Below are 19619 nucleotides of genomic sequence, written 5' to 3' on the forward strand. Positions count from 1 at the left end.
TCGGCCGCGGCACCCGGGCCGGTTGGCTGATGGTCGCCAAGGGAGCGGGCTCCACCGCCCGCTCCGTCGGCCGCGCCCGGGATCTGGAGCCCGGCCACCGCCGTGACGGGATCGCGCTGGCACTGCTCGGTGTCGCCGTCGTCGTCGCGGCCAGCTCGTGGTTCGACGCCGCCCGTCCGGTGGGCGGCTGGATCGACATGGTGGTGCGCACCGTCATCGGCGGGGCAGTGGTCCTGGTGCCGGTGATCGTCGGGGGCATCGCGATCGTGCTGATGCGTACCGAGCCGAATCTGGATGCGCGGCCCAGGCTGATCCTCGGGTCGGCCATGATCACGCTCCCGGTGCTCGGGCTCTGGCATGTCTGGTCCGGAGCCCCGCTGGATGCAGTGGCCCGCCGCGATGCGGCCGGATTCATCGGATTCGTCATCGGCGGACCGCTGTCGGATGGGCTGACGGTGTGGATCGCCACCCCGCTGCTGGTCATCGGTGTGCTGTTCGGGGTGCTGCTGTTGACCGGCACCACCATTCGCGAACTGCCCACGATGCTGCGAGACATGTTCAGCACCCGTGGGTTCGAGGACGACTACTACGACGAAGACGACGAATACGACGAGCGCGGCGACTACGACGATGCTGTCACCGACGACTTCTCCGACGGGTACTACGACCGTGACGACGACCTCGGCGGTGCCGACGCCCAACGGTGGCCCACCGCCGAACTGCCGGCCGGCACACCGATGGAGAACTACCCGCTGCCCGAGGAACCGGACGCCCCAACGGTTCCCGAGCCGGCCGCCGCAAAGTCACGGCGGCCCAAGCCGGAACCGCGCAAGCCCAAGAAGGTCGAGGACGCCATCGTCGTCGACCGGGTGGTCGAGGGGCCGTACAACCTGCCGTCCCTGGACCTGCTGATCGCCGGTGATCCGCCGAAGCTGCGCACCGCCGCCAACGATCAGATGGAAGACGCCATCACCTCGGTGCTGCAACAGTTCAAGGTCGACGCCGCCGTCACCGGCTGCACCCGCGGCCCGACCGTCACCCGCTACGAGGTCGAACTCGGCCCCGGCGTCAAGGTCGAGAAAATCACTGCGCTGCACCGCAATATCGCCTACGCGGTGGCGACCGAGAGCGTCCGCATGCTCGCTCCGATCCCGGGCAAGTCGGCCGTCGGTATCGAGGTGCCCAACACCGACCGTGAGATGGTGCGGCTCTCCGATGTGCTGACCGCGCCGTCCACCCGCCGCGATCACCACCCACTGGTGATCGGGCTGGGCAAGGACATCGAGGGCGATTTCATCTCGGCCAACCTTGCCAAGATGCCGCACCTGCTGGTGGCCGGTTCGACCGGCTCCGGTAAGTCCAGCTTCGTCAACTCGATGCTGGTCTCGCTGCTGGCGCGGGCGACCCCGGAGGAGGTCAGGATGATCCTGATCGACCCGAAGATGGTGGAACTGACGCCCTATGAAGGCATTCCGCACCTGATCACCCCGATCATCACCCAGCCCAAGAAGGCCGCCGCTGCGCTGGCCTGGTTGGTCGAGGAGATGGAACAGCGCTACCAGGACATGCAGGCCTCGCGGGTGCGTCATATCGACGTGTTCAACGAAAAGGTGAGATCAGGGGAGATCTCGACGCCGCTGGGCAGCGAGCGCGTCTACAAGCCGTATCCCTACATCCTGGCCATCGTCGACGAGCTCGCCGACCTGATGATGACCGCGCCGCGTGATGTCGAAGAGGCCATCGTGCGCATCACGCAGAAGGCCCGCGCCGCCGGTATCCACCTGGTGCTGGCCACCCAGCGTCCGTCCGTCGATGTCGTCACCGGGCTGATCAAGACCAACGTGCCCTCACGACTGGCGTTCGCCACCTCGTCGCTGACCGACAGCCGCGTCATCCTGGACCAGCCGGGTGCGGAGAAGCTGATCGGTATGGGTGACGGCCTGTTCCTGCCGATGGGCGCCAACAAGCCGATCCGTATGCAGGGCGCGTTCATCAGCGACGAGGAGATCCACGCCGTCGTCGAGGCCACCAAGGCCCAGGCGGAGCCGGAGTTCGTCGAGGGTGTCACCAAGGCCAAGCCGGCCGGTGGTGAACGCGGCGATGTCGACCCCGATATCGGCGACGATATGGACGTCTTCCTGCAGGCCGTCGAACTCGTGGTGTCCAGCCAGTTCGGGTCCACCTCGATGCTGCAGCGCAAGCTGCGGGTCGGCTTCGCCAAGGCAGGCCGCCTGATGGACCTGATGGAGACCCGCAACATCGTCGGGCCCTCGGAGGGTTCCAAGGCGCGCGAGGTGCTGGTCAAACCCGATGAGCTGGCCGGCACGCTGGCGCTCATCCGGGGCGGATCCGACGCCAACGGGGCCGACGAGGATGACGAACCGGACTTCTAGAGGGTGAGCAGCATCCGGGTGTTGCCCAGAATGTTGGGTTTGACGTAGGACAGGTCCAGGAACTCGGCCATGCCGGTGTCGAACGAGCGGCACATCTCCTCGTAGACCTCGGCGGTCACCGGGGTACCCTCGATCTCCGCGAAACCGTGCCTGCCGAAGAAGTCGGTCTCGAAGGTCAGCACGAAGATGCGCTGCAGGTGCAGATCGCGGGCGACGTCGAGCAGCTGGGACACCACCCGGTGCCCGACTCCCTTGCCGCGCACCTTCGGATGCACCGCCACCGTGCGGACCTCGCCCAGGTCCGCCCACAGCACGTGCAGGGCGCCGCATCCGACGATCTCGCCGTCGACCTCGCCGACCCAGAACTCCTGCACCGCCTCGTACAGGTTGACCAGGTCCTTCTCCAGCAGGATCTTGCCTGCGTAGATGTCGACGAGCTCCTTGATGGACGGGACATCGGACGTCCGGGCGCGCCGGACGGTCACCTGGTCGATCACCTCACTCACAGCAGGGAGAGTATCGGCAATCGCAACCGATATTCTGTTGCGGTGCCGGGACAACCAGATACCGATCCAGTGGTGCCCCGTGCGTCCGTCGCCAACATCGCCAACCTGCTGACCGGTGTCCGTTTCATCCTCGTCCCGGTGTTCCTGGCGGCCCTGTTCGCCGGGGACGGCCACGAGACGTCCTGGCGAACAATTGCTTTCGTGGTGTTCGCCACCGCGGTCATCACCGATCACCTGGATGGCGCCCTGGCGCGGGCCTACGGCATGGTCACCGAATTCGGCAAACTGGCCGATCCGATCGCCGACAAGTTGCTGATCGGGTCGGCGCTGATCGGGCTGTCGATGCTCGGCGACCTGCCGTGGTGGATCACCATCGTCATCATGGCGCGTGAGGTCGGCGTCACCGTGCTGCGCCTGGCGGTGCTACGCCACGGCGTCATCCCCGCCAGTCGCGGCGGCAAGCTGAAAACGCTGGTCCAGGCCGTCGCCATCGGGCTGTTCATCCTGCCCATCTCCGGTGTGTGGCTCACGGTGGCGACCGGCATCATGTGGCTCGCCGTGCTGCTGACGGTGCTCACCGGTATCGACTATGTGGTCTCGGCGGTCCGCGATTCGCGGGCCCGGCCGGCCACCTGAGCGAGTCCGGGAACCACCAGCCACCCGATGGCGTTGACCCTTGTATGACGACACTGCTGCGTGAGGTGATCGGCGACGTCCTGCGTGGCGCACGGACCGAGCAGGGGCGCACCCTGCGGGAGGTGTCCGATGCGGCGCGGGTCAGCCTGGGTTACCTGTCCGAGGTGGAGCGCGGCCGCAAGGAGGCCTCCAGTGAACTGCTCAGCGCCATTTGCGATGCGCTCGACATCCCGATGTCGCGGGTGCTGTTCGACGCCGGCGAGCAGTTGGCCCGCCGCGAGTGTGCGGCGGCTCCGGTGACCGGTATCGACGCTGCGACCAAGGTTGTGATTCCGCAGGCTGTGTCCATGGCGGTGGCTTGATCGGGTGCCGAACCGATAGGTTGACACTCAACAGTTCCCCAGACGGCAGTAGCTCACACCGAATACAAGAAGGCGGAAACGTTCTCATGGCCAATCCGTTCGCCAAGGCGTGGAAATACCTCATGGCGCTGTTCAGCTCCAAGGTCGACGAGTACGCCGATCCGAAGGTGCAGATCCAGCAGGCCATCGAGGACGCACAGCGTCAACATCAGGCCCTGACCCAGCAGGCAGCCCAGGTCATCGGCAACCAGCGCCAGCTGGAGATGCGGCTGAACCGTCAGCTCGCCGATATCGAGAAGCTGCAGGCCAACGTGCGCCAGGCGCTGACCCTGGCCGACCAGGCCGCCGCCTCCGGTGATGCCGCCAAGGCCACCGAGTACACCAACGCCGCCGAGGCGTTCGCCGCTCAGTTGGTCACCGCCGAGCAGAGCGTCGAGGATCTCAAGGCCCTGCACGACCAGTCGTTGCAGGCGGCCGGCCAGGCCAAGAAGGCCGTCGAGCAGAACGCCATGGTGCTGCAGACGAAGATCGCCGAGCGCACCAAGCTGCTGTCCCAGCTGGAGCAGGCCAAGATGCAGGAGCAGGTCAGCAAGTCGTTGCAGTCGATGAGCGAGATCTCCGCGCCCGGCAGTACGCCGAACCTCGACGAGGTACGCGAGAAGATCGAACGCCGCTACGCCAACGCGATGGGCGCCACCGAGCTCGCCCAGAACTCGGTGCAGGGCCGCATGATGGAGGTGCAGCAGGCCAGCGTGCAGATGGCAGGGCACTCGCGTCTGGAGCAGATTCGCGCCTCGATGCGTGGTGAGGCGCTTCCCGCCGGCGATGCCACCCCGGCGACACCTGCCACTCCGGCCGCGAACCCTCCGGCTGCGGCACCGGAAAACCCACTCTCGCAATAGTTTTGGAGGGATAGATGGCGACCGGATCGAGGTCGGGGCGTCGGCACGGCTGGCGCGGGATGGCAGAACGCGGTCTGCAGAGCGGTATCGACACCGCGGCCGAGTTCTCCGATCTGCTCGCGACCAAGCTCGCCGCCATCTCCGATCCCCGGGCCAAACTGCTGCGCAAGCGGCGTTGGGCGCTGCGGCTGGGCATCTTCTTCGGCCTCAGCAGTGTCTTCTGGATCCTGGTCACCGCGGTGCTCGCATCGTGGAGCACCCCGGTGTGGGCACTGATCGTCACCGGGGTGATCGCCGCCGGCGCCGCCTTCCCCGCGACGCTGTTCTTCCTGCGGTACCGCTGGCTGCGGGCCGAACCACTACCCGTCGGGCCCGCCGCACGCCGGTTGCCGCCGTTCGGTTCGGCGGCCCGTAAGCCGATGGCTGATCTGGCCGCCGCCGAGCGTGGGCTGTACTCGATGCTGGGTGTGCTGCAACGCGGCCGGATGCTGCCCGAGGAGGAGCTGCGCGAGATCGCGGCGGCCGCCGGTCAGACGGCGGTCACCATGGCCGCCACCGCCAACGAGGTCGTCGCGATGGAACGCGCCGCGTCCTCGTCGCCGCGGTCACGTGCGCACCTGGCCCCGACCATCGCCTCGTTCGCCGGCCAGCTCACCCACGGGGCGCGCCAGTACGACGAGATGGTCACCGCTGCAGCACAACTGGTGTCCTCGGTGAATTCCGGGCCGGTGTCCAACTCGCCGATGGCCCAACAGCGTTACCGCAGCGAACTGGTCAACGCCACCGACCGGCTGCAGGGTTGGGCGCAGGCATTTGACGAGTTGGGTCAGCTACGCGGCGCCTAGATATCGTGCGTGCCGAGCTCGGCTGAATCCGGGCGCGGCCCGAACCGGTCGATGTAGGACTGGTGCTTGGCGGCGTCGCGCTTGCGTGCCAGCGCGTCCACCAGGGACGGATCGAGCCCGTGCACCCGCAGCATGTGTCGACGCCAGATCTTGTTCAGTGCGTGCGAGAAGTAGATGAACGGGATCAGGATCGGCACCGTCATCGCCAGGTGCACGTACAACGTCGTCGGGATCAGCCAGAACGGCGCCAACACCAGTACCGCGGGCACCAGCACCCGCAACATCACCCGGCGGGTGGCGCCGGGGCCTGCCAGATCGTTGCGTACCCAGTCCAGCATCGAATCGGGCAGTCGCTTGCCCAGGCAGTACCTGATCAGCTGGAACAGGTTGGGCTTGGTTCTGGACATCAGAGCTTGGGGCGCAGCGCGGGCAGCACCGCACCGGCCAGACCACGGGCCAGGGCTTTCGTCATGTCGAACATGTCGAAATAATCGCGCCACAGGGTGATCCGGCCGTCGTGCACCTCGAACACCCCGCACACCCAGAACTGCAGCCGCACCGGGCCGATGACCAGCGCGTCGGTGCGCTCGTTGAGCACGACATGGCCGTCGGCGGCGGTCCGGTGGATCGCCACATCGAACCCGAAGGCGGGCCGGTCCAGCGCCTTGAACACCTTGAGGGTGCGCGCCCGGCCGCGCACCGTCGGGAAGCCGACGTTCTGATAGACGAGGTCATCGTCGATCAGGGAGCCGGCGGTATCCAGATCGGGGCCACGCAGCGAGAACAGAAACTTCTCCACCGTGGCGATATTGGCCGCTTCGGTGGCGGTGAGAGCCTGGTCGGTCATGTACCTCAGGGTATGTGACAGGCTGGCCGGGTGCGTGTAGCCGTCGTGGCCGGTCCCGATCCCGGGCATGCGTTCCCGGCGATCGCCTTGTGCCTGCGTTTCGCCGCTGCCGGTGATGCCGCGACCCTGTTCACCGGTGCACAGTGGCTGGACACCGCGCGCGCCGCCGGTGTGCGGGCCCGCCTGTTGGAGGGCCTGGACCCCGACGAACAGGACGACGACGGGGACGCCGGGGCCAAGATCCACCACCGGGCGGCCCGGATGGCGCAGCTCAACGTCGCTGGACTGCGGTCGCTGGCACCGGATCTGGTCGTCTCGGATGTGATCACCGCAGCTGGCGGACTGGGTGCCGAACTGCTCGGTCTGCCCTGGATCGAACTGGTCCCGCACCCGCTGTACCTGCCGTCGCGCGGGCTGCCGCCGCTCGGGAGTGGTCTGGCGCCCGGGGTCGGGCTGCGTGGCCGGTTGCGCGACACGGTGATGCGGGCGCTGACGGCCCGGTCGATCCGGGCGGGGGAGCGCGACCGCTCGACGGCCCGGGTGGGTATCGGGCTTCCTGCGCGCGACCCGGGACCGTTGCGTCGGCTGATCGCGACACTGCCCGCCCTGGAGGTCGCACGCCCGGACTGGCCTGCCGCGGCCGTGGTCGTCGGACCACTGCATTTTGAACCGACCGCAGACGTGCTCACCCCGCCGCCGGGGGACGGCCCGCTGGTCGTGGTGGCACCGTCGACGGCGACGACCGGGACGGCGGGGCTGGCGGAGCTGGCATTGACCGCATTGGAACCCGGACGGGATCTGCCGGCCGCAACCCGGGTGGCGGTGTCCCGGCTCGGCGGGGCCGATCTGGACGTCCCGGACTGGGCGGTCGTCGGCCTGGGACGCCAGGACGAACTGCTCTCCGAGGCCGATGTGCTGGTATGCGGGGGCGGACACGGGATCGTCGCGAAATCACTGCTGCACGGGGTTCCGCTGGTGACGGTGCCCGGCGGAGGTGACCAGTGGGAGATCGCCAATCGTGTTGTGCGACAAGGAAGTGGACAGTTGATCAGGCCGTTGACGGCCGAGGCGCTGACCGCCGCGGTGGGTGCGGTGCTGGCGGATCCGGGGTATCGGTCGGCCGCCGAGCGGGCGCGGGCCGGTGCCGGCGAGGTGGCCGATCCGGTACGGGTGTGCCATGACGCGCTAGTTTGATAGCGTGCGCATCACCGAGTTCAACGAACGTGTGACGGGCCTGTTCGGTGCCGCCTATGGCGCGTCGGTGCTCGTCGATCACGTGCTGAGCGTGCTGGGTGGGCGTACCGCCGCCCAAGCCATCGAGGCGGGCGTGGAACCACGTGATGTGTGGCGCGCGCTGTGCGCCGACTTCGATGTCCCGCGCGACGAGTGGTGAATCACCGGCGCGCGTGTACCGCGTTGACCAGATCCAATGTCGTCTGCGTCGCCAGTCCCAGCGCGCGGCAATCGGCGGCGTCGAGTGTCCCGCACACCCAGTCCCAGTGCGCGGTGACCGTGTCACCGGGCGCCGGCACGGCCGACAACGACGCGCCGTCCCGGCTCCACCGCACCCGCTCGGCGAGCGGCGCACCGAGTGCCAGCGCACCGCCCGTGTAGGTGAGGGGGCGTGAGGTGATCGTCACGTGTTCACCGGCGACGGATTCGACGGTGCCCCAGCGGATACGGCAGTTCTGCAGGACCCGCAGCGGCGTCACCTGGTCACGGTCCAGGAACCGCACCCACGGGTAGACGACGAAGACGTGGAAGCTGTGGTGCGCCAGCACACCGCTCGGATCACTCAGATCCGACAGCAGGCCGGTGACCTGGCTGCCGAACGCAGTGCGCAACCGGTGCAGGAGCGCGCCGGGATGCACCCGGTCCAACAGGTCGCCACCCACCCAGTAGTTGCGGACCACGTCATCGCCGAGCGGATCGGTGCCGCCCACGGCGTCGGCGATCGCCCGCAGATAGGGCCAGGCGCCGTCGAACTCCGTCGCGTGCGCGGTGATGGCCGCCGTGTCGTCGGCACGCCACAGCACTCCCGGATCGGTGGGTCCGCAGTATCCGAGTTCGTTCGGGGGGTAGGCGTACCGGGCGAACGACGCATGTCCCGCCGGTATCTGCGCCGTACCGGTCATATCAGCAGATCCGCGGTAGTTGCTCGCCGACCGGCAGGTCCACCACCCTGGTGCCCCCGAGAGCGGTCCGCGCGACCACCATCCCCGGATGCTCGGCGACGCAGCGGCCGATCACCGCGGCGCGCGCCCCGAGCGGATGGCCGCGCATGGCGGCCAGCACCTGCTCGGCGTCGCCCGTCGGCACGAACGCCAGCAGCTTGCCCTCGTTGGCGACCTGCAGTGGATCCAGGCCGAGCAACCCGCACGCGTCGCGCACCTCGGCCGGGATCGGGAAGGTACGTTCGTCCAGGGCAATCCCGACGCGCGCCGCCTTCGCGATCTCGTTGAGTGTGGCCGCCACCCCGCCACGCGTCGGGTCCCGCAGCACGTGCAGGTCCGCGCCGGTGTCGATCATGGCGGCCACCAGCCCGTGCAGGGGTGCGGTATCACTGGCGACGGTGGTGGAGAACTGCAGCCCTTCGCGGCAGCTCATCACCGCCACTCCGTGCACACCGATATCGCCGCTGATGATCACCACGTCGTCCGGTGCCGCCCGCTGCGGACGGATATCGGCGCGGTCATCGACGATGCCGATGCCGGCGGTGTTGACGAACACATCGTCACCGTGGCCGGAGTCGACGACCTTGGTGTCACCGGTCACCAGTTTCACGCCGGCGGCCAGCGCGGCCGTGCCGAGCGTTCGCGCGACCTGTGCGATGTCCGCCAGCGCGGTGCCCTCCTCCAGGATGAACGCCGTCGACAGGACCAGCGGCCGCGCGCCCGCCATCGCGAGATCGTTGACGGTTCCGTTGACCGCCAGGTCACCGATGCTGCCGCCGGGGAACGTCAGCGGTTTGACCACGAACGAATCGGTGGAGAACGCCAACCGGGTCCCGCCGACCTCGATCACCGCCGCATCACCCATCCCGGCGTCGGCGGCCGGGCCGAAGGCGGGCAGGAACAGGTGCTCGATCAACTCGGCCGACATGGCCCCGCCGCCGCCGTGGCCCATCACGATATTCGGTGCATCGCGCAGCGGCGCCGGGCATACCCACGATTCGAGGTCGATCGATATCTCAGGCATGGGTCACCTCGAGTCGTCGGTACAGGTAGTAGGCGGCGCAGGCGCCCTCGGAGGAGACCATCGTCGCGCCCAGCGGATTACGCGGCGTGCACTCGCAGCCGAAGGCCGCGCATTCGTGAGGTTTGATGAGACCCTGCAATACCTCCCCGGACCGGCAGATCACCGACTCGGCGGTGTGGATTCCGGTGACCGAGAATCGGTACTCGGCATCGAAATCCCGGTAGGCGGCCGACAGCCGCCACCCGCTGCGCGGGATCATGCCGATACCACGCCAGGTGCGATCGGTGACATCGAAGACATCCGCCAGCATCGCCTTGGCCGCGGTGTTGCCCTGGACCTGCACCGCGCGTGGATAGGCGTTCTCCAGTTCATGGCGTCCGGATTCCAGCTGGATCACCGTGCGCCGGATACCTTCCAGGATGTCGAGTGGTTCGAACCCGGTGACCACGATCGGGATCCGGTACTTCTCGGTGAGCGCCGGGTATTCGCCGGTGCCCATCACGCAACAGACGTGCCCGGCCGCCAGGAACGCCTGTACCCGGCAGGTCGGGGACTCCATGATGGCGGCGATCGCCGGCGGTACCAGCACATGTGACACCAGTAGCGAGAAATTCGTGATACCAAGCCGTTTGGCCTGATACACCGTCATGGCGTTGGCGGGTGCGGTGGTCTCGAATCCGATCCCGAAGAACACCACCTGCCGGTCGGGGTTCTCCCGGGCAATGGTCAGCGCATCCAGCGGGGAGTACACCACCCGGACGTCGCCGCCTTCGCTCTTGATCCGGAACAGGTCCTTCGCGCTGCCCGGTACCCGCAGCATGTCGCCGAACGAGCAGAAGATCACCTCGGGCCGGGCGGCGATCGCCAGCGCCTTGTCGATCATCTCCAGCGGTGTCACGCACACCGGGCAACCGGGGCCGTGGATCATCTCGATCTCGTCGGGCAGTAGCTGGTCGATACCGTGTCGGATGATCGAATGCGTCTGCCCGCCACAGACTTCCATGATCGACCAGCGTCGGCTGGTGGCCGCGCGGATCTGGTCGACGAGCTTGCCGGCCAGCTCAGGGTTGCTGAATTCGTCCAGATACTTCATGACGTCACCTCGGTTGCACTGTCCTGCGGCGGGACGAGCCCCGCTTGTCGCGCCGCGATCTCGAATCCGTCACCGAACTCCTCGTCGAGCACCCCGAGATGCTCGAACTCGGCCAGCGTCCTCTTCGCGGACTCCTCGTCGAGGCGCTGAATCGCGAATCCGACATGGACGACGACGTAGTCACCGACGGCCGCGTCGGGGATGTACTGCAGGCAGACGTCCTTCTGGATGCCGCCGAAGTCGACCAGCGACATCAGGGTGCCGTCCCGGTCGGCCAGACTCAGGATCTTGCCTGGAACCGCCAAACACATGGGCTACTCCTTTCATACCGAGTTCCCCACCAACAGTTGGCCGAGTGCGATACCGCCGTCGTTGGGCGGCACGTGCCGATGCGTGATGACCTCGAAACCGTCGGCGTCCAGTGCGTCCAGGGTGAGTCGCAACAGCAGCGCATTCTGGAACACGCCGCCGGACAACGCGATGGTGGGTGCGCCGGTGCCGGCGGCCTGCGCGAGACCCACGATCAGGTCGGCGACCGCCCGGTGGAACCGTGCCCCGATCATCGCGGCCGGCACACCCGCGCGGGTGTCGGCGACGATGGCGGCCAGCACCGGCGCGGGGTCGATGACGGCCGGGTCGGCCCTGTCGATGCGGAAGGCGTAAGCCGTTGCCCCGCAATCCACACCGCGTGACAGTCCCTCGAGTTCGATCGCGGCCTGCGCCTCGTAGTCCACCACCTGGCGCACCCCGGCCAGTGCGGACACCGCGTCGAACAACCGGCCCATGCTGGAGGTGTCGACGCAGCCGAGTCCGGTCTGCACCTGGTGGGCGAGCACGGCGCGTACGTCATGCGGGCAGGCACGCACCGGCGCCAGGTCGTCATCCCAGGGCAGGCCGGCGGCCCACAGGTGGGTCAGGGCCATCCGGTAGGGACGCAGCACGCTGATGTCTCCTCCGGCCAGCGGCACGTACTTCAACTGGGCCACCCGCCGGTAGCCCTTGTAGTCGGCGAGCAGCACCTCGCCGCCCCAGATCGCACCGTCAGGGCCGTAACCCGTTCCGTCGAAGGCGAATCCGAGTACCTGCGCGGTGCCGTCCAGGCCGTGCTCGGCCATCACCGCCGCGATATGGGCGTGGTGGTGTTGGACGGAACGCAGTGGCCGCCCCGCGGCGTGACGTCGTGCCCACGCCGTGGACCGGTAGCCGGGGTGCGCGTCGGTGACCAGTGTGGTGGGTTCCACGCCGGTCAGAGCCCGTAGATGGTGCTGCGCCGAGTCGAAGGCGGTCAGGGTCGCCAGATCGTCCATATCGCCGATGTGCTGGCTCAGCCAGGCGTATTTCCCGTCGGCGATGCCCAGGGTGTTCTTCAGATCGGCCCCGACCGCCAGGGTCGGCGGAACGGATACCGGCAGGGCGACCGGGAGCGGGGCATGACCGCGGGAGCGGCGCACCGGTATCTCGCGGTCGCCGAACACCCGGATCACCGAGTCGTCGCAGGGCACCAGGATCGCCCGGTCATGTATCAGCCACCCGTCGGCGAGCGGCGCGAGCCGATCGACGGCATCGTCATCGGTGAAGCAGATCGGTTCGCCGCCCAGGTTTCCCGAGGTCATCACCAGTACGGTCGGCGCCGGCTCGTCGCCGGGCAGCCCGAACAACAGCGTGTGCAGCGGCGTGTACGCCAGCATCACGCCGAGGTCCGGAATATGCGGCGCGACGGCATCGTCCACCGCGGCCCCGGTACGGCGCGGCAGTAGCACGATCGGGCGTTGCGGCCCGGTCAGCACCCGTCCGGACGCAGTGTCCACGTCGGCGATCGTGCGCGCTGCCGGAAGGTCGGCGACCATCACCGCGAACGGTTTGTCACCGCGCCGCTTCCGGGCCCGCAGTTCGGTGACCGCCGCGCCGTGGGCGGCATCGCAGGCCAAGTGGTATCCGCCGATGCCCTTGACGGCAAGGATCCCGCCGCGACGCAACAGGTTTCGCGCATCCCGCAGTCCGGTCTCACCGTCGGCGCGGTGACCGTCATGGTCGCGAAAGCTCAGTGTCGGTCCACAGTCGGGGCAGCAGACCGGCTGGGCATGAAAGCGCCGGTCGGCCGGGTCGGCGTATTCCCGGGCGCATTCGGCGCACATCGGGAAGGCCGCCATGGTGGTGGCGGCGCGGTCATAGGGCAGTGAGGCGATGATGGTGAAGCGCGGGCCGCAGTTGGTGCAGTTGACGAAGGCGTGCCGGTAGCGCCGGTCGGTGCGATCCCGCTGCTCGGCGGCACAGTCGGCGCACATCGCGACATCGGGGGACACCAGGGTGCGGCCCCCGTCCGAGCGGGACGTGTCGACGATGGTGAACCCAGTGCCACCGCGCAGTGGAAGATCCTGTGTCCGAATGGTTTCGATCACGGCGAGCGGCGGGGGCCGGTCCCGGAGACGGTCCAGGAAATCTCCGATGGCGGTGGCGTCGCCTTCCACCTCGATGACCGCGCCGGAGCTGTCGTTGCGCACCGACCCGGTCAGGGCCAGCGACGCCGCGGTGGTGTAGACGAACGGCCGGAAACCGACGCCCTGGACCACTCCGTGCACCGCGATGAGCAGCCGGCGGCGGGTCATGGGCCGCTGCCCATCAGTTTCAAGCCGTCCAGCGCCGCGGCGGCCCCGGCCGCATCGGTCTTCTCGACCACGAAGCCCATGTGGATGATCACCCAGTCCCCGGGTCCGAAGGTCTCCTCGGGCAGCATGCCGATGTTCACCTTGCGCGCCTCGCCGGCCACGTCGACGAGCGCGAGCTGATCGCCGTAGCCGTCCAGCATCCGGATCACCTGCCCCGGTATCCCCAGGCACATCGGTCAGCCCTCCGAAATCAGCATCGACGACAGGCGCGTCACGGCCGCCTCGACCTCGCCGATCGCGGCGGGCACCGCCGCCGCGACGAGGTCGGACAGACCGATACCTTCCGCGACAGTGCTTATCTCACAACCGATCACGACCGTCGGCGGGGGAGTGCCGCCCAACGCCTGCAGGCTCGCGAACACCGCGGCGGGATCCATCGCATGCGCGTCCAGACCCGCAGCGGCCGACAGCGATTCGTGGTCGGCCTCGAACACGTGCACGGTCCCTGGCGCACCCCGATCCGGGACCGCGTCGACGAGCACCAGCGCGTCCCACCCGTCGAGCAGGTCGTAGGCCAGGTGCATCCCCCGGATGCCGTAGTCGACCGCGCGCACATCCGGCCCGGCCGGGTGGACGTGGCGCAGCACCTCGGGGCCGAACCCGTCGTCACCGAGGAAGATGTTGCCGATCCCGGCTACCAGAATCCGTGACGTGAGGGCACCTCCGTCACATCCGCCGCATACGCAGATAACGCCGCGCATCCGGGATGGAGCGCAGTCCCACGACCGCGCCGGCAACCACCACCACGGCGGCGGCCGCCACCGCCACCCAGCCCACTACTTCCATTTCGGTCTCCCTTCGATCAACGGTTCGACACCCAGCGGTTCAACCTCGTCGGGCGCGAAGTACAGATAGCGGCCGTACCAGTCGTGCAGGTCGGCGGCCGGGTCGTCCTCGAGGACCACCCCGATCTGCTGGTCTCCGTCGACGGTCTCGTGCACGGAGGTGACCCGCGCGATCCGGTCGGCGTAGAAGAGGTCCTGTGCATCGGCGCGCCGGGACGGCCGCAACCGGACCCGGCTGCCGCGACTCACCCGCGTCCCGTTGACCAGCACCGCGTCGATGCCCGGATCAACGGCGTTGTCCGCCAGCGGATCCCACCAGTCCACCCCGTCGGGGACCTCCGGGATCAGGCCCGGCATCGCGGTGTGCAGATCACGCAGCACCCCGTGCAGGTTCAGCAGGGCTTCCGGTGACATCGCGTCACAGCGGTCGATGAGTTGCGCGGCCAACGGGTCGGTGGCGCGGGCCTGGGCCTTCTCGTCATCGGTCAGGGTCATGACCCGCAGCGTGAGGATCTCGTCGATCTCGGTGGAGTCGTAGAGGGCGCCCTCGCTCTGTTCGGCGATCTCGGGGTGGTCGTAGAGGATGATCGGTGACACCAGCATCACGGAGGTGTCGCCGGGCGGGCCGGCCAGCACCGGGAAGCAGCGGTGCTGCCGGCACCGGCCGACCGCCTCGACGGCCGCTGCAGGGGGGTCCAACAGCGACACGAACTGACCGTCGGAGACGTTGACGATGAGGTGGGTGCCGATCAGCGAGGTGGCAACGGCGTGCTGTTTGTCCACCGGTGGCGTCCCGATATTGCGTAGCGACAGGCCGATTCGCCGCAGACCGCCATCTGCCTCGGATGTCACCGTCAGCTCGGCGTGCAGTTGCTCGCGGGTGTGGACCAGCCGTCCGCCCGGGATCCGCTCGGTATCGTGGCCGCCGGGAACGACGAGGGGCAGCGTCCGCGCGGCGCCCGGCGTGTCGAACGGGCCGACCGGCAGCTCGCATTCCACCGCCTCGTCCCAGCTGAGCCAGGTGCGGCCGGCCGCGGTCAGTTCGCCGACCGGTTCGAAGCCACCGTTCAGTTCGCGTTCGACGGCCCGGTGTTGCAGTTGCAGGAACCGCACCACGATGTTCAACGAGGCTTCGGGTCCGGGTCGCAGCAGCAGTTGGCCCGAGAGGGTGGCGTCCTCGCCGATCCCGCGTTCGGCCGCCCGCTGTGGGCCCAGCACACCGAATTGCCACCGGGACTGATTCTTTCCCGATGTCGCCCGGTACGGGTAGAGCAGGTAGCCCTCGTAGAGCACGGCGTCGGCGACGGCTCTCACCCGGTCCCTGACGGCGCTCATCGGGCGTCCTCGGCGGCGCGGGTGTCCAGCAGTGCGGTGACGGCGGCATCCAATCCCAGCATGCCGTGCGCGGACTTGTAGGCAACGAGCGCATTGATGGTGTCATGGGCCAGCCGCACCCAGCCGGTGTTCGGGAAGTGCAGGTCGATGAGGTCGCGCCACACCGCGACCGGCATATCGTAGTGGTCCTCGCGGTCCCACGGGATCTGCTGGACGGCGAAGTTGTTGCGGCCCTTGATGAATACCGTTCCGCTGAACAGGAACTGCAGGGGGATGATGCCGTCCTGCAGGGCATGGAAGTACTTGGCCGCGGTGACCTCGAAATCGTAGGTGCACACCAGCGGCAGTTCCACCTGCGTGGTACCCACGAACCCGGGCACCATGGCGCTGGTGTGCTGCCACAGGAAGGTGTGCTGGGTGGTGCTCCACCGGTCCCGGGTGCCGAACAGGTCCAGCAGGCCGGCCGCTTCCTCGTCGGTGTAGCCGCGGCGCAGCGGTTCGATGCGCACCTGGCAGCGCAGTGCGATGGCGTGCACCGGTTCGTCGCCGATGGCTGCGATCCCCAGCCGCGTCGTCAGCATCGGTGTCACCGCGTACGGCTCGGGAGCCATCGCGAGCACCGCGAACGTCACGTCACTCACGGCATGACCACCTTGCTGCGGGCCCCGACACGGTCGAAGAAGTCGTCGACGAACCGGCGCACCTGCTGGCCACCGTCGAAGCCGTGCCACAGCATCCGCAGCCGGCCGACGAACTCGTAGCAGGTATCGATGGGCACCAGAAAACATTCGCAGGCACCGCCGTGCCCGTCGGGTACCCGGACGATGAGTGCCTCGGTGTCGTCGGCGAGCAGTTCCACCCGCGGATCCGCGCTGCGGATCTGGTCCCAGGCGGTCAGATCCAGCTCCGATTCGGTGGCTCCGGCCGGGCCGGGATAGAACGCCACCGTGCGGCCGAGCGTGGAATTGCGGAAGAAGAACGCCAGCCCGACCGGGATCTGCAGCAGATCCCAGACCCGGCTGCCGAGTGCGAAGTCCGGGAAGGCCAGGTACCGGTCGGGCACCGCCCGGTAACGCAGGACGGCGGCGGTGTCGGTGAACAACAGAAAGCAACCCCGGCAGACGCACATCAGTTGTCGGCCGTCGAGATCGACCACATGCTGGTGTTCGTCGGCGATCGACTCCGAGCACATCTCGCAGCGTTCGCCGGCCGGAGCGGGCGCCGGGCGGTTGGCGCGGATCCGCGCCAGCACGTCGTAGGCGCCGGTCATGACGCACCGGCCGGCACCGCGACGGACAGCACGCCGTCGCGTATCAGCAGTGGTACCGGGTCGAGATGTTCGGCCGTGTCGGCGTCGTCGTCGAGGCGGGCCCCGGCGTGCACGATATCGAAGTGCGCATGGCAGCGTGGACAGCGCAGAACAGGGTCGGCCGCACCCAACCGCCGGTGCAGGGCGGCCCCGGCCAGGGAGCCGTCACAGCGGCCGCACCGGTCCTGGTAGACGAACAGCTCGTCGCCGACCCGGCAGGCCACCAGGGTGGCGGTGGCGACCCGGAATCCGCCGACCTCGCCCGGGCCGAGTTCGGCGAACTCGGGCACCGGATGCCAGGCCGTCGCGGTCTGGCCGTTGCGGTGGACCCGGCTCAGCAGTGACTCCACCGGGATCACCCCGGCACCTGGTGCGGTGTCGGCGGATACCACCTCGATACCGGTGACCTCCGGGGCGGCCGCGCGGATGGCATCCTCGACGGTGAGTTCCAGGGTGACCGCGGAGGACGGACAGCTCTTGCAGCTGCCCGTGAACTGCAGCCGGACCGTGGCATCGTCGGTGATACCGAGCAGGGTGACATCGCCACCGTGGGAGCCCAGATAGGGTCTGACCCCGTCCAGGGCATCCTCGATACGCCGGGTGGTGTCGTGCGGGTGCAGCCCGTGCACCAGCAGCAGGCTGGCGATCAGGTCATCGGCGGCGAGCTCCTCGGTGAGCGCGGGATGCGCGGCGGTCAGCTCCGTGATGCGTTGCAGCGCGGCGCCGTACAGGTCGGTGACCTCACCGACCAGCTGTTCGGCTCGGATGCGTGCCACTGTGCCGCCCGTCGCGCTGGCGTCGAGCAGCGTCTGTATCCGGTCGCCCGCCGCGCGCCAATGTGCCTCTCCCCGGATGAGGCCCTGGGTTTCGTCGGGGCTTGACAATCCAGGCGGGCCCATAGGCTATTCCCCGGTGGCGGACTGGGTGGGGGAGTGCAACCGCTCCAAGGTTTTTCCGTTACCCAGGTACATGTGCACCCCACAGGGCAGACAGGGGTCGAAGCTTCGCACCGTGCGCATGATGTCGATGCCCTTGAAATGTTCCCGGTCGTTCTCCTCGAAGATGGGCTGGCCCTGTACCGCGTCCTCGTAGGGACCCGGGGTGCCGTAGCTGTCCCGAGGGTTGGCGTTCCACGGTGTCGGTGGGTAGGGATGGTAGTTGGCGATCTTGCCGTCGCGGATCACCATGTGATGGCTCAGCACACCACGCACCGCCTCGGTGAACCCGCAGCCGATGCCCTCGTCGGGCACATCGAAGTGCTCCCAGGTCTTGGTACGGCCGGCGCGGATCTCGACGAGCGCCTTCTCCGCGAAATGCAGTGCGGCCGCTGCCGCATAGGCCTGGAAGTAGGTCCGGGCACGGTTGCGTTCGATGGTGTTGCTGCCGTGCTGCGGGATCTTCCATTCCAGCTCGACCGGTCCCTTGAGAATGGTCTTGGGCAGGTTGATCTGCACGCTGTGTCCGGTGGACTTGACATAGCCGATATCGACCAGCCCGGCCAGCGCGGTGGACCACAGCCTGGCCAGCGGACCGCCACCGGTATCCAGCGCCAGGTGGTCCTTGCCGTCGAACCAGCGCGGCGACATCACCCAGCTGTACTTGTCCTCCATGTCACGTTTCTGCGGGTGCGGGTTGGTGTGCTGATTCCACGGGTGCCGACGATCGACCGGGTTGCCGAGCGGGTCGCTGTTGACGAACATCTCCTGGTCGGTCCAGTCGTCGTAATAAGAACTGCCCAACAGGATCCGGATACCGAGATTGATGTCGACCAGCGAGTGGGTGACCAGCTTGCCGTCGACCACCACGCCCGGCGTCACGAACATCGCGTCGCCCCAGCGTTCCATGTCCTTGTAGGCGAAATTGCACACCTCGGGATCCTGGAAGGAACCCCAGCAGCCGAGCAGGGTGCGGCGCAACCCGACCTGCTCGTAGCCGGGGATGGCCTCGTAGAAGAAGTCGAACAGGTCGTCGTGCATGGGCACGACCTTCTTCATGAACTCGACGTAGCGCATCAGCCGGGTCATGTAGTCGGTCATGAGCTGGATGGTGGCGACCGTGCCCACACCGCCCGGGTACAGCGTGGACGGGTGCACATGCCGGCCTTCCATCAGGCAGAACATCTCGCGTGTCCAGCGGCTGACCTGCAGCGCCTCCCGGTAGAACTCTCCGGTGAACGGGTTGAGCGAGCGCATGATGTCGGCGATGGTCCGATAGCCATGTGCATCGGACTGCGGCGCCAGCGTGTTCTCTGCCTTGGCGAGCACGCTCGGATTGGTCTCGGCGACCATCTTCTCGCAGTAGTCGACGCCGACCAGATTCTCCTGAAAGATGTTGTGGTCGAACATGTATTCGGCAGCCTCGCCGAGGTTGACGATCCATTCGCCGAGGTGCGGAGGTTTCACGCCGTAGGCCATGTTCTGGCAGTAGCAGGAACAGGTGGCGTGATTGTCACCGCAGATTCCGCAGATGCGGCTGGTGATGAAATGCGCGTCGCGCGGGTCCTTGCCCTTCATGAAGATCGAGTAGCCGCGGAAGATCGACGAGGTGCTGTGGCATTCCACCACTTCACGGTTCTCGAAGTCGATCTTGGTGTAGATGCCGAGGCTGCCGACAATCCGGGTGATCGGATCCCAGGCCATCTCCACGAGCTGGCCTGGCTCACGCTTGACCTGTGACGGTTCCGGAACGATCGTCGTCGTTGTGGACTGGGTTGTCATGGACTTCGCTCCCTAACTGAACCTC

The 19619-nt window shown here is 67.8% G+C and carries 23 protein-coding genes; 7 read left to right on the plus strand and 16 right to left on the minus strand.

The window, feature by feature from the left end; genetic code table 11:
- Window positions 1-29: 29 nt before the first annotated feature.
- Complete coding sequence (locus tag ACLBYA_RS16395) at window positions 30-2393, plus strand: DNA translocase FtsK (protein WP_447710665.1); 2364 nt, start codon at window positions 30-32, stop codon at window positions 2391-2393.
- On the opposite strand, the gene ACLBYA_RS16400 is transcribed toward ACLBYA_RS16395, so the two are convergent.
- A complete protein-coding gene (locus ACLBYA_RS16400) occupies window positions 2390-2899 on the minus strand; it encodes an amino-acid N-acetyltransferase (protein ID WP_447710481.1) in 510 nt (169 codons plus the stop codon). The two genes, ACLBYA_RS16395 and ACLBYA_RS16400, sit on opposite strands and share 4 nt — an antisense overlap.
- A 42-nt stretch (window positions 2900-2941) precedes the next feature.
- On the opposite strand from ACLBYA_RS16400, the gene pgsA reads away from it, so the two are divergent.
- The 4 genes from pgsA to pspM all read left to right on the plus strand — a co-directional run bounded on the left by pgsA (window position 2942) and on the right by pspM (window position 5644).
- On the plus strand, window positions 2942-3535 hold the full coding sequence (gene pgsA / locus ACLBYA_RS16405) for a CDP-diacylglycerol--glycerol-3-phosphate 3-phosphatidyltransferase (protein WP_447710482.1): 594 nt from the start codon (window positions 2942-2944) through the stop codon (window positions 3533-3535).
- Between the two features lie 44 nt (window positions 3536-3579).
- A complete protein-coding gene (gene clgR, locus ACLBYA_RS16410; RefSeq protein WP_447710483.1) occupies window positions 3580-3897 on the plus strand; it encodes a transcriptional regulator ClgR in 318 nt (105 codons plus the stop codon).
- Between the two features lie 86 nt (window positions 3898-3983).
- A complete protein-coding gene (pspA, locus tag ACLBYA_RS16415) occupies window positions 3984-4799 on the plus strand; it encodes a phage shock protein PspA (RefSeq protein WP_447710484.1) in 816 nt (271 codons plus the stop codon).
- 14 nt (window positions 4800-4813) lie between these two features.
- Entirely contained in the window at window positions 4814-5644 is an 831-nt protein-coding gene (gene pspM, locus ACLBYA_RS16420; protein WP_447710485.1) for a phage shock envelope stress response protein PspM, read from the plus strand.
- Here the strand turns inward: pspM and ACLBYA_RS16425 are convergent.
- Window positions 5641-6051, minus strand: coding sequence for a DUF5313 domain-containing protein (locus tag ACLBYA_RS16425; RefSeq protein WP_447710486.1), 411 nt, complete (start codon window positions 6049-6051; stop codon window positions 5641-5643). The genes pspM and ACLBYA_RS16425 overlap by 4 nt on opposite strands.
- Entirely contained in the window at window positions 6051-6491 is a 441-nt protein-coding gene (locus tag ACLBYA_RS16430; protein ID WP_447710487.1) for a limonene-1,2-epoxide hydrolase family protein, read from the minus strand. The genes ACLBYA_RS16425 and ACLBYA_RS16430 overlap by 1 nt, the downstream gene beginning before the upstream one ends.
- 30 nt (window positions 6492-6521) lie before the next feature.
- Here ACLBYA_RS16430 and ACLBYA_RS16435 point away from each other — a divergent pair, with 30 nt between their 5' ends.
- Window positions 6522-7685 (plus strand): glycosyltransferase, encoded by a 1164-nt coding sequence (locus ACLBYA_RS16435; protein ID WP_447710488.1) that lies wholly within the window; start codon window positions 6522-6524, stop codon window positions 7683-7685.
- A 4-nt stretch (window positions 7686-7689) separates the two neighbouring features.
- Window positions 7690-7884 (plus strand): DUF3046 domain-containing protein, encoded by a 195-nt coding sequence (locus tag ACLBYA_RS16440; RefSeq protein WP_447710489.1) that lies wholly within the window; start codon window positions 7690-7692, stop codon window positions 7882-7884.
- A gap of 1 nt (window position 7885) precedes the next feature.
- Here the strand turns inward: ACLBYA_RS16440 and ACLBYA_RS16445 are convergent, their stop codons facing one another.
- From ACLBYA_RS16445 to ACLBYA_RS16505, 13 genes are read right to left on the minus strand one after another with little or no spacing between them, the layout of a single operon-like run.
- Window positions 7886-8626 carry a DUF6390 family protein gene (locus ACLBYA_RS16445; RefSeq protein WP_447710490.1) on the minus strand — a complete coding sequence of 247 codons (741 nt, stop codon included), beginning with the start codon at window positions 8624-8626 and terminating at the stop codon, window positions 7886-7888.
- A 1-nt stretch (window position 8627) separates the two neighbouring features.
- Window positions 8628-9689, minus strand: a complete 1062-nt coding sequence (gene hypE / locus ACLBYA_RS16450; RefSeq protein WP_447710491.1) for a hydrogenase expression/formation protein HypE — start codon at window positions 9687-9689, stop codon at window positions 8628-8630.
- A complete protein-coding gene (gene hypD / locus ACLBYA_RS16455) occupies window positions 9682-10782 on the minus strand; it encodes a hydrogenase formation protein HypD (RefSeq protein WP_447710492.1) in 1101 nt (366 codons plus the stop codon). Before hypD ends, hypE begins: the two co-directional genes overlap by 8 nt.
- Window positions 10779-11093, minus strand: a complete 315-nt coding sequence (locus ACLBYA_RS16460) for a HypC/HybG/HupF family hydrogenase formation chaperone (RefSeq protein ID WP_447710493.1) — start codon at window positions 11091-11093, stop codon at window positions 10779-10781. The genes hypD and ACLBYA_RS16460 overlap by 4 nt, the downstream gene beginning before the upstream one ends.
- 12 nt (window positions 11094-11105) lie before the next feature.
- Complete coding sequence (hypF, locus tag ACLBYA_RS16465) at window positions 11106-13388, minus strand: carbamoyltransferase HypF (protein WP_447710494.1); 2283 nt, start codon at window positions 13386-13388, stop codon at window positions 11106-11108.
- On the minus strand, window positions 13385-13621 hold the full coding sequence (locus ACLBYA_RS16470) for a HypC/HybG/HupF family hydrogenase formation chaperone (RefSeq protein ID WP_447710495.1): 237 nt from the start codon (window positions 13619-13621) through the stop codon (window positions 13385-13387). Before ACLBYA_RS16470 ends, hypF begins: the two co-directional genes overlap by 4 nt.
- Window positions 13622-13624: 3 nt before the next feature.
- A complete protein-coding gene (locus ACLBYA_RS16475; protein ID WP_447710496.1) occupies window positions 13625-14149 on the minus strand; it encodes a hydrogenase maturation protease in 525 nt (174 codons plus the stop codon).
- The gene (locus ACLBYA_RS16480; protein ID WP_447710497.1) at window positions 14115-14234 is read right to left on the minus strand and encodes a DUF6893 family small protein; all 120 of its coding nucleotides are present in this window, start codon (window positions 14232-14234) and stop codon (window positions 14115-14117) included. The genes ACLBYA_RS16475 and ACLBYA_RS16480 overlap by 35 nt, the downstream gene beginning before the upstream one ends.
- Entirely contained in the window at window positions 14225-15568 is a 1344-nt protein-coding gene (locus ACLBYA_RS16485; RefSeq protein ID WP_447710498.1) for a hypothetical protein, read from the minus strand. The genes ACLBYA_RS16480 and ACLBYA_RS16485 overlap by 10 nt, the downstream gene beginning before the upstream one ends.
- The gene (locus ACLBYA_RS16490) at window positions 15565-16209 is read right to left on the minus strand and encodes a DUF6084 family protein (protein WP_447710499.1); all 645 of its coding nucleotides are present in this window, start codon (window positions 16207-16209) and stop codon (window positions 15565-15567) included. The genes ACLBYA_RS16485 and ACLBYA_RS16490 overlap by 4 nt, the downstream gene beginning before the upstream one ends.
- On the minus strand, window positions 16206-16838 hold the full coding sequence (locus ACLBYA_RS16495; RefSeq protein WP_447710500.1) for a DUF5947 family protein: 633 nt from the start codon (window positions 16836-16838) through the stop codon (window positions 16206-16208). Before ACLBYA_RS16495 ends, ACLBYA_RS16490 begins: the two co-directional genes overlap by 4 nt.
- Window positions 16835-17776 (minus strand): NifU family protein, encoded by a 942-nt coding sequence (locus ACLBYA_RS16500; protein WP_447710501.1) that lies wholly within the window; start codon window positions 17774-17776, stop codon window positions 16835-16837. The genes ACLBYA_RS16495 and ACLBYA_RS16500 overlap by 4 nt, the downstream gene beginning before the upstream one ends.
- A 3-nt stretch (window positions 17777-17779) precedes the next feature.
- Window positions 17780-19594: a nickel-dependent hydrogenase large subunit gene (locus ACLBYA_RS16505; protein ID WP_447710502.1), complete on the minus strand. Its 1815-nt coding sequence runs from the start codon at window positions 19592-19594 to the stop codon at window positions 17780-17782.
- Window positions 19595-19619 lie beyond the last annotated feature (25 nt).

The sequence above is a fragment of the Mycobacterium sp. C31M genome (assembly GCF_053345865.1).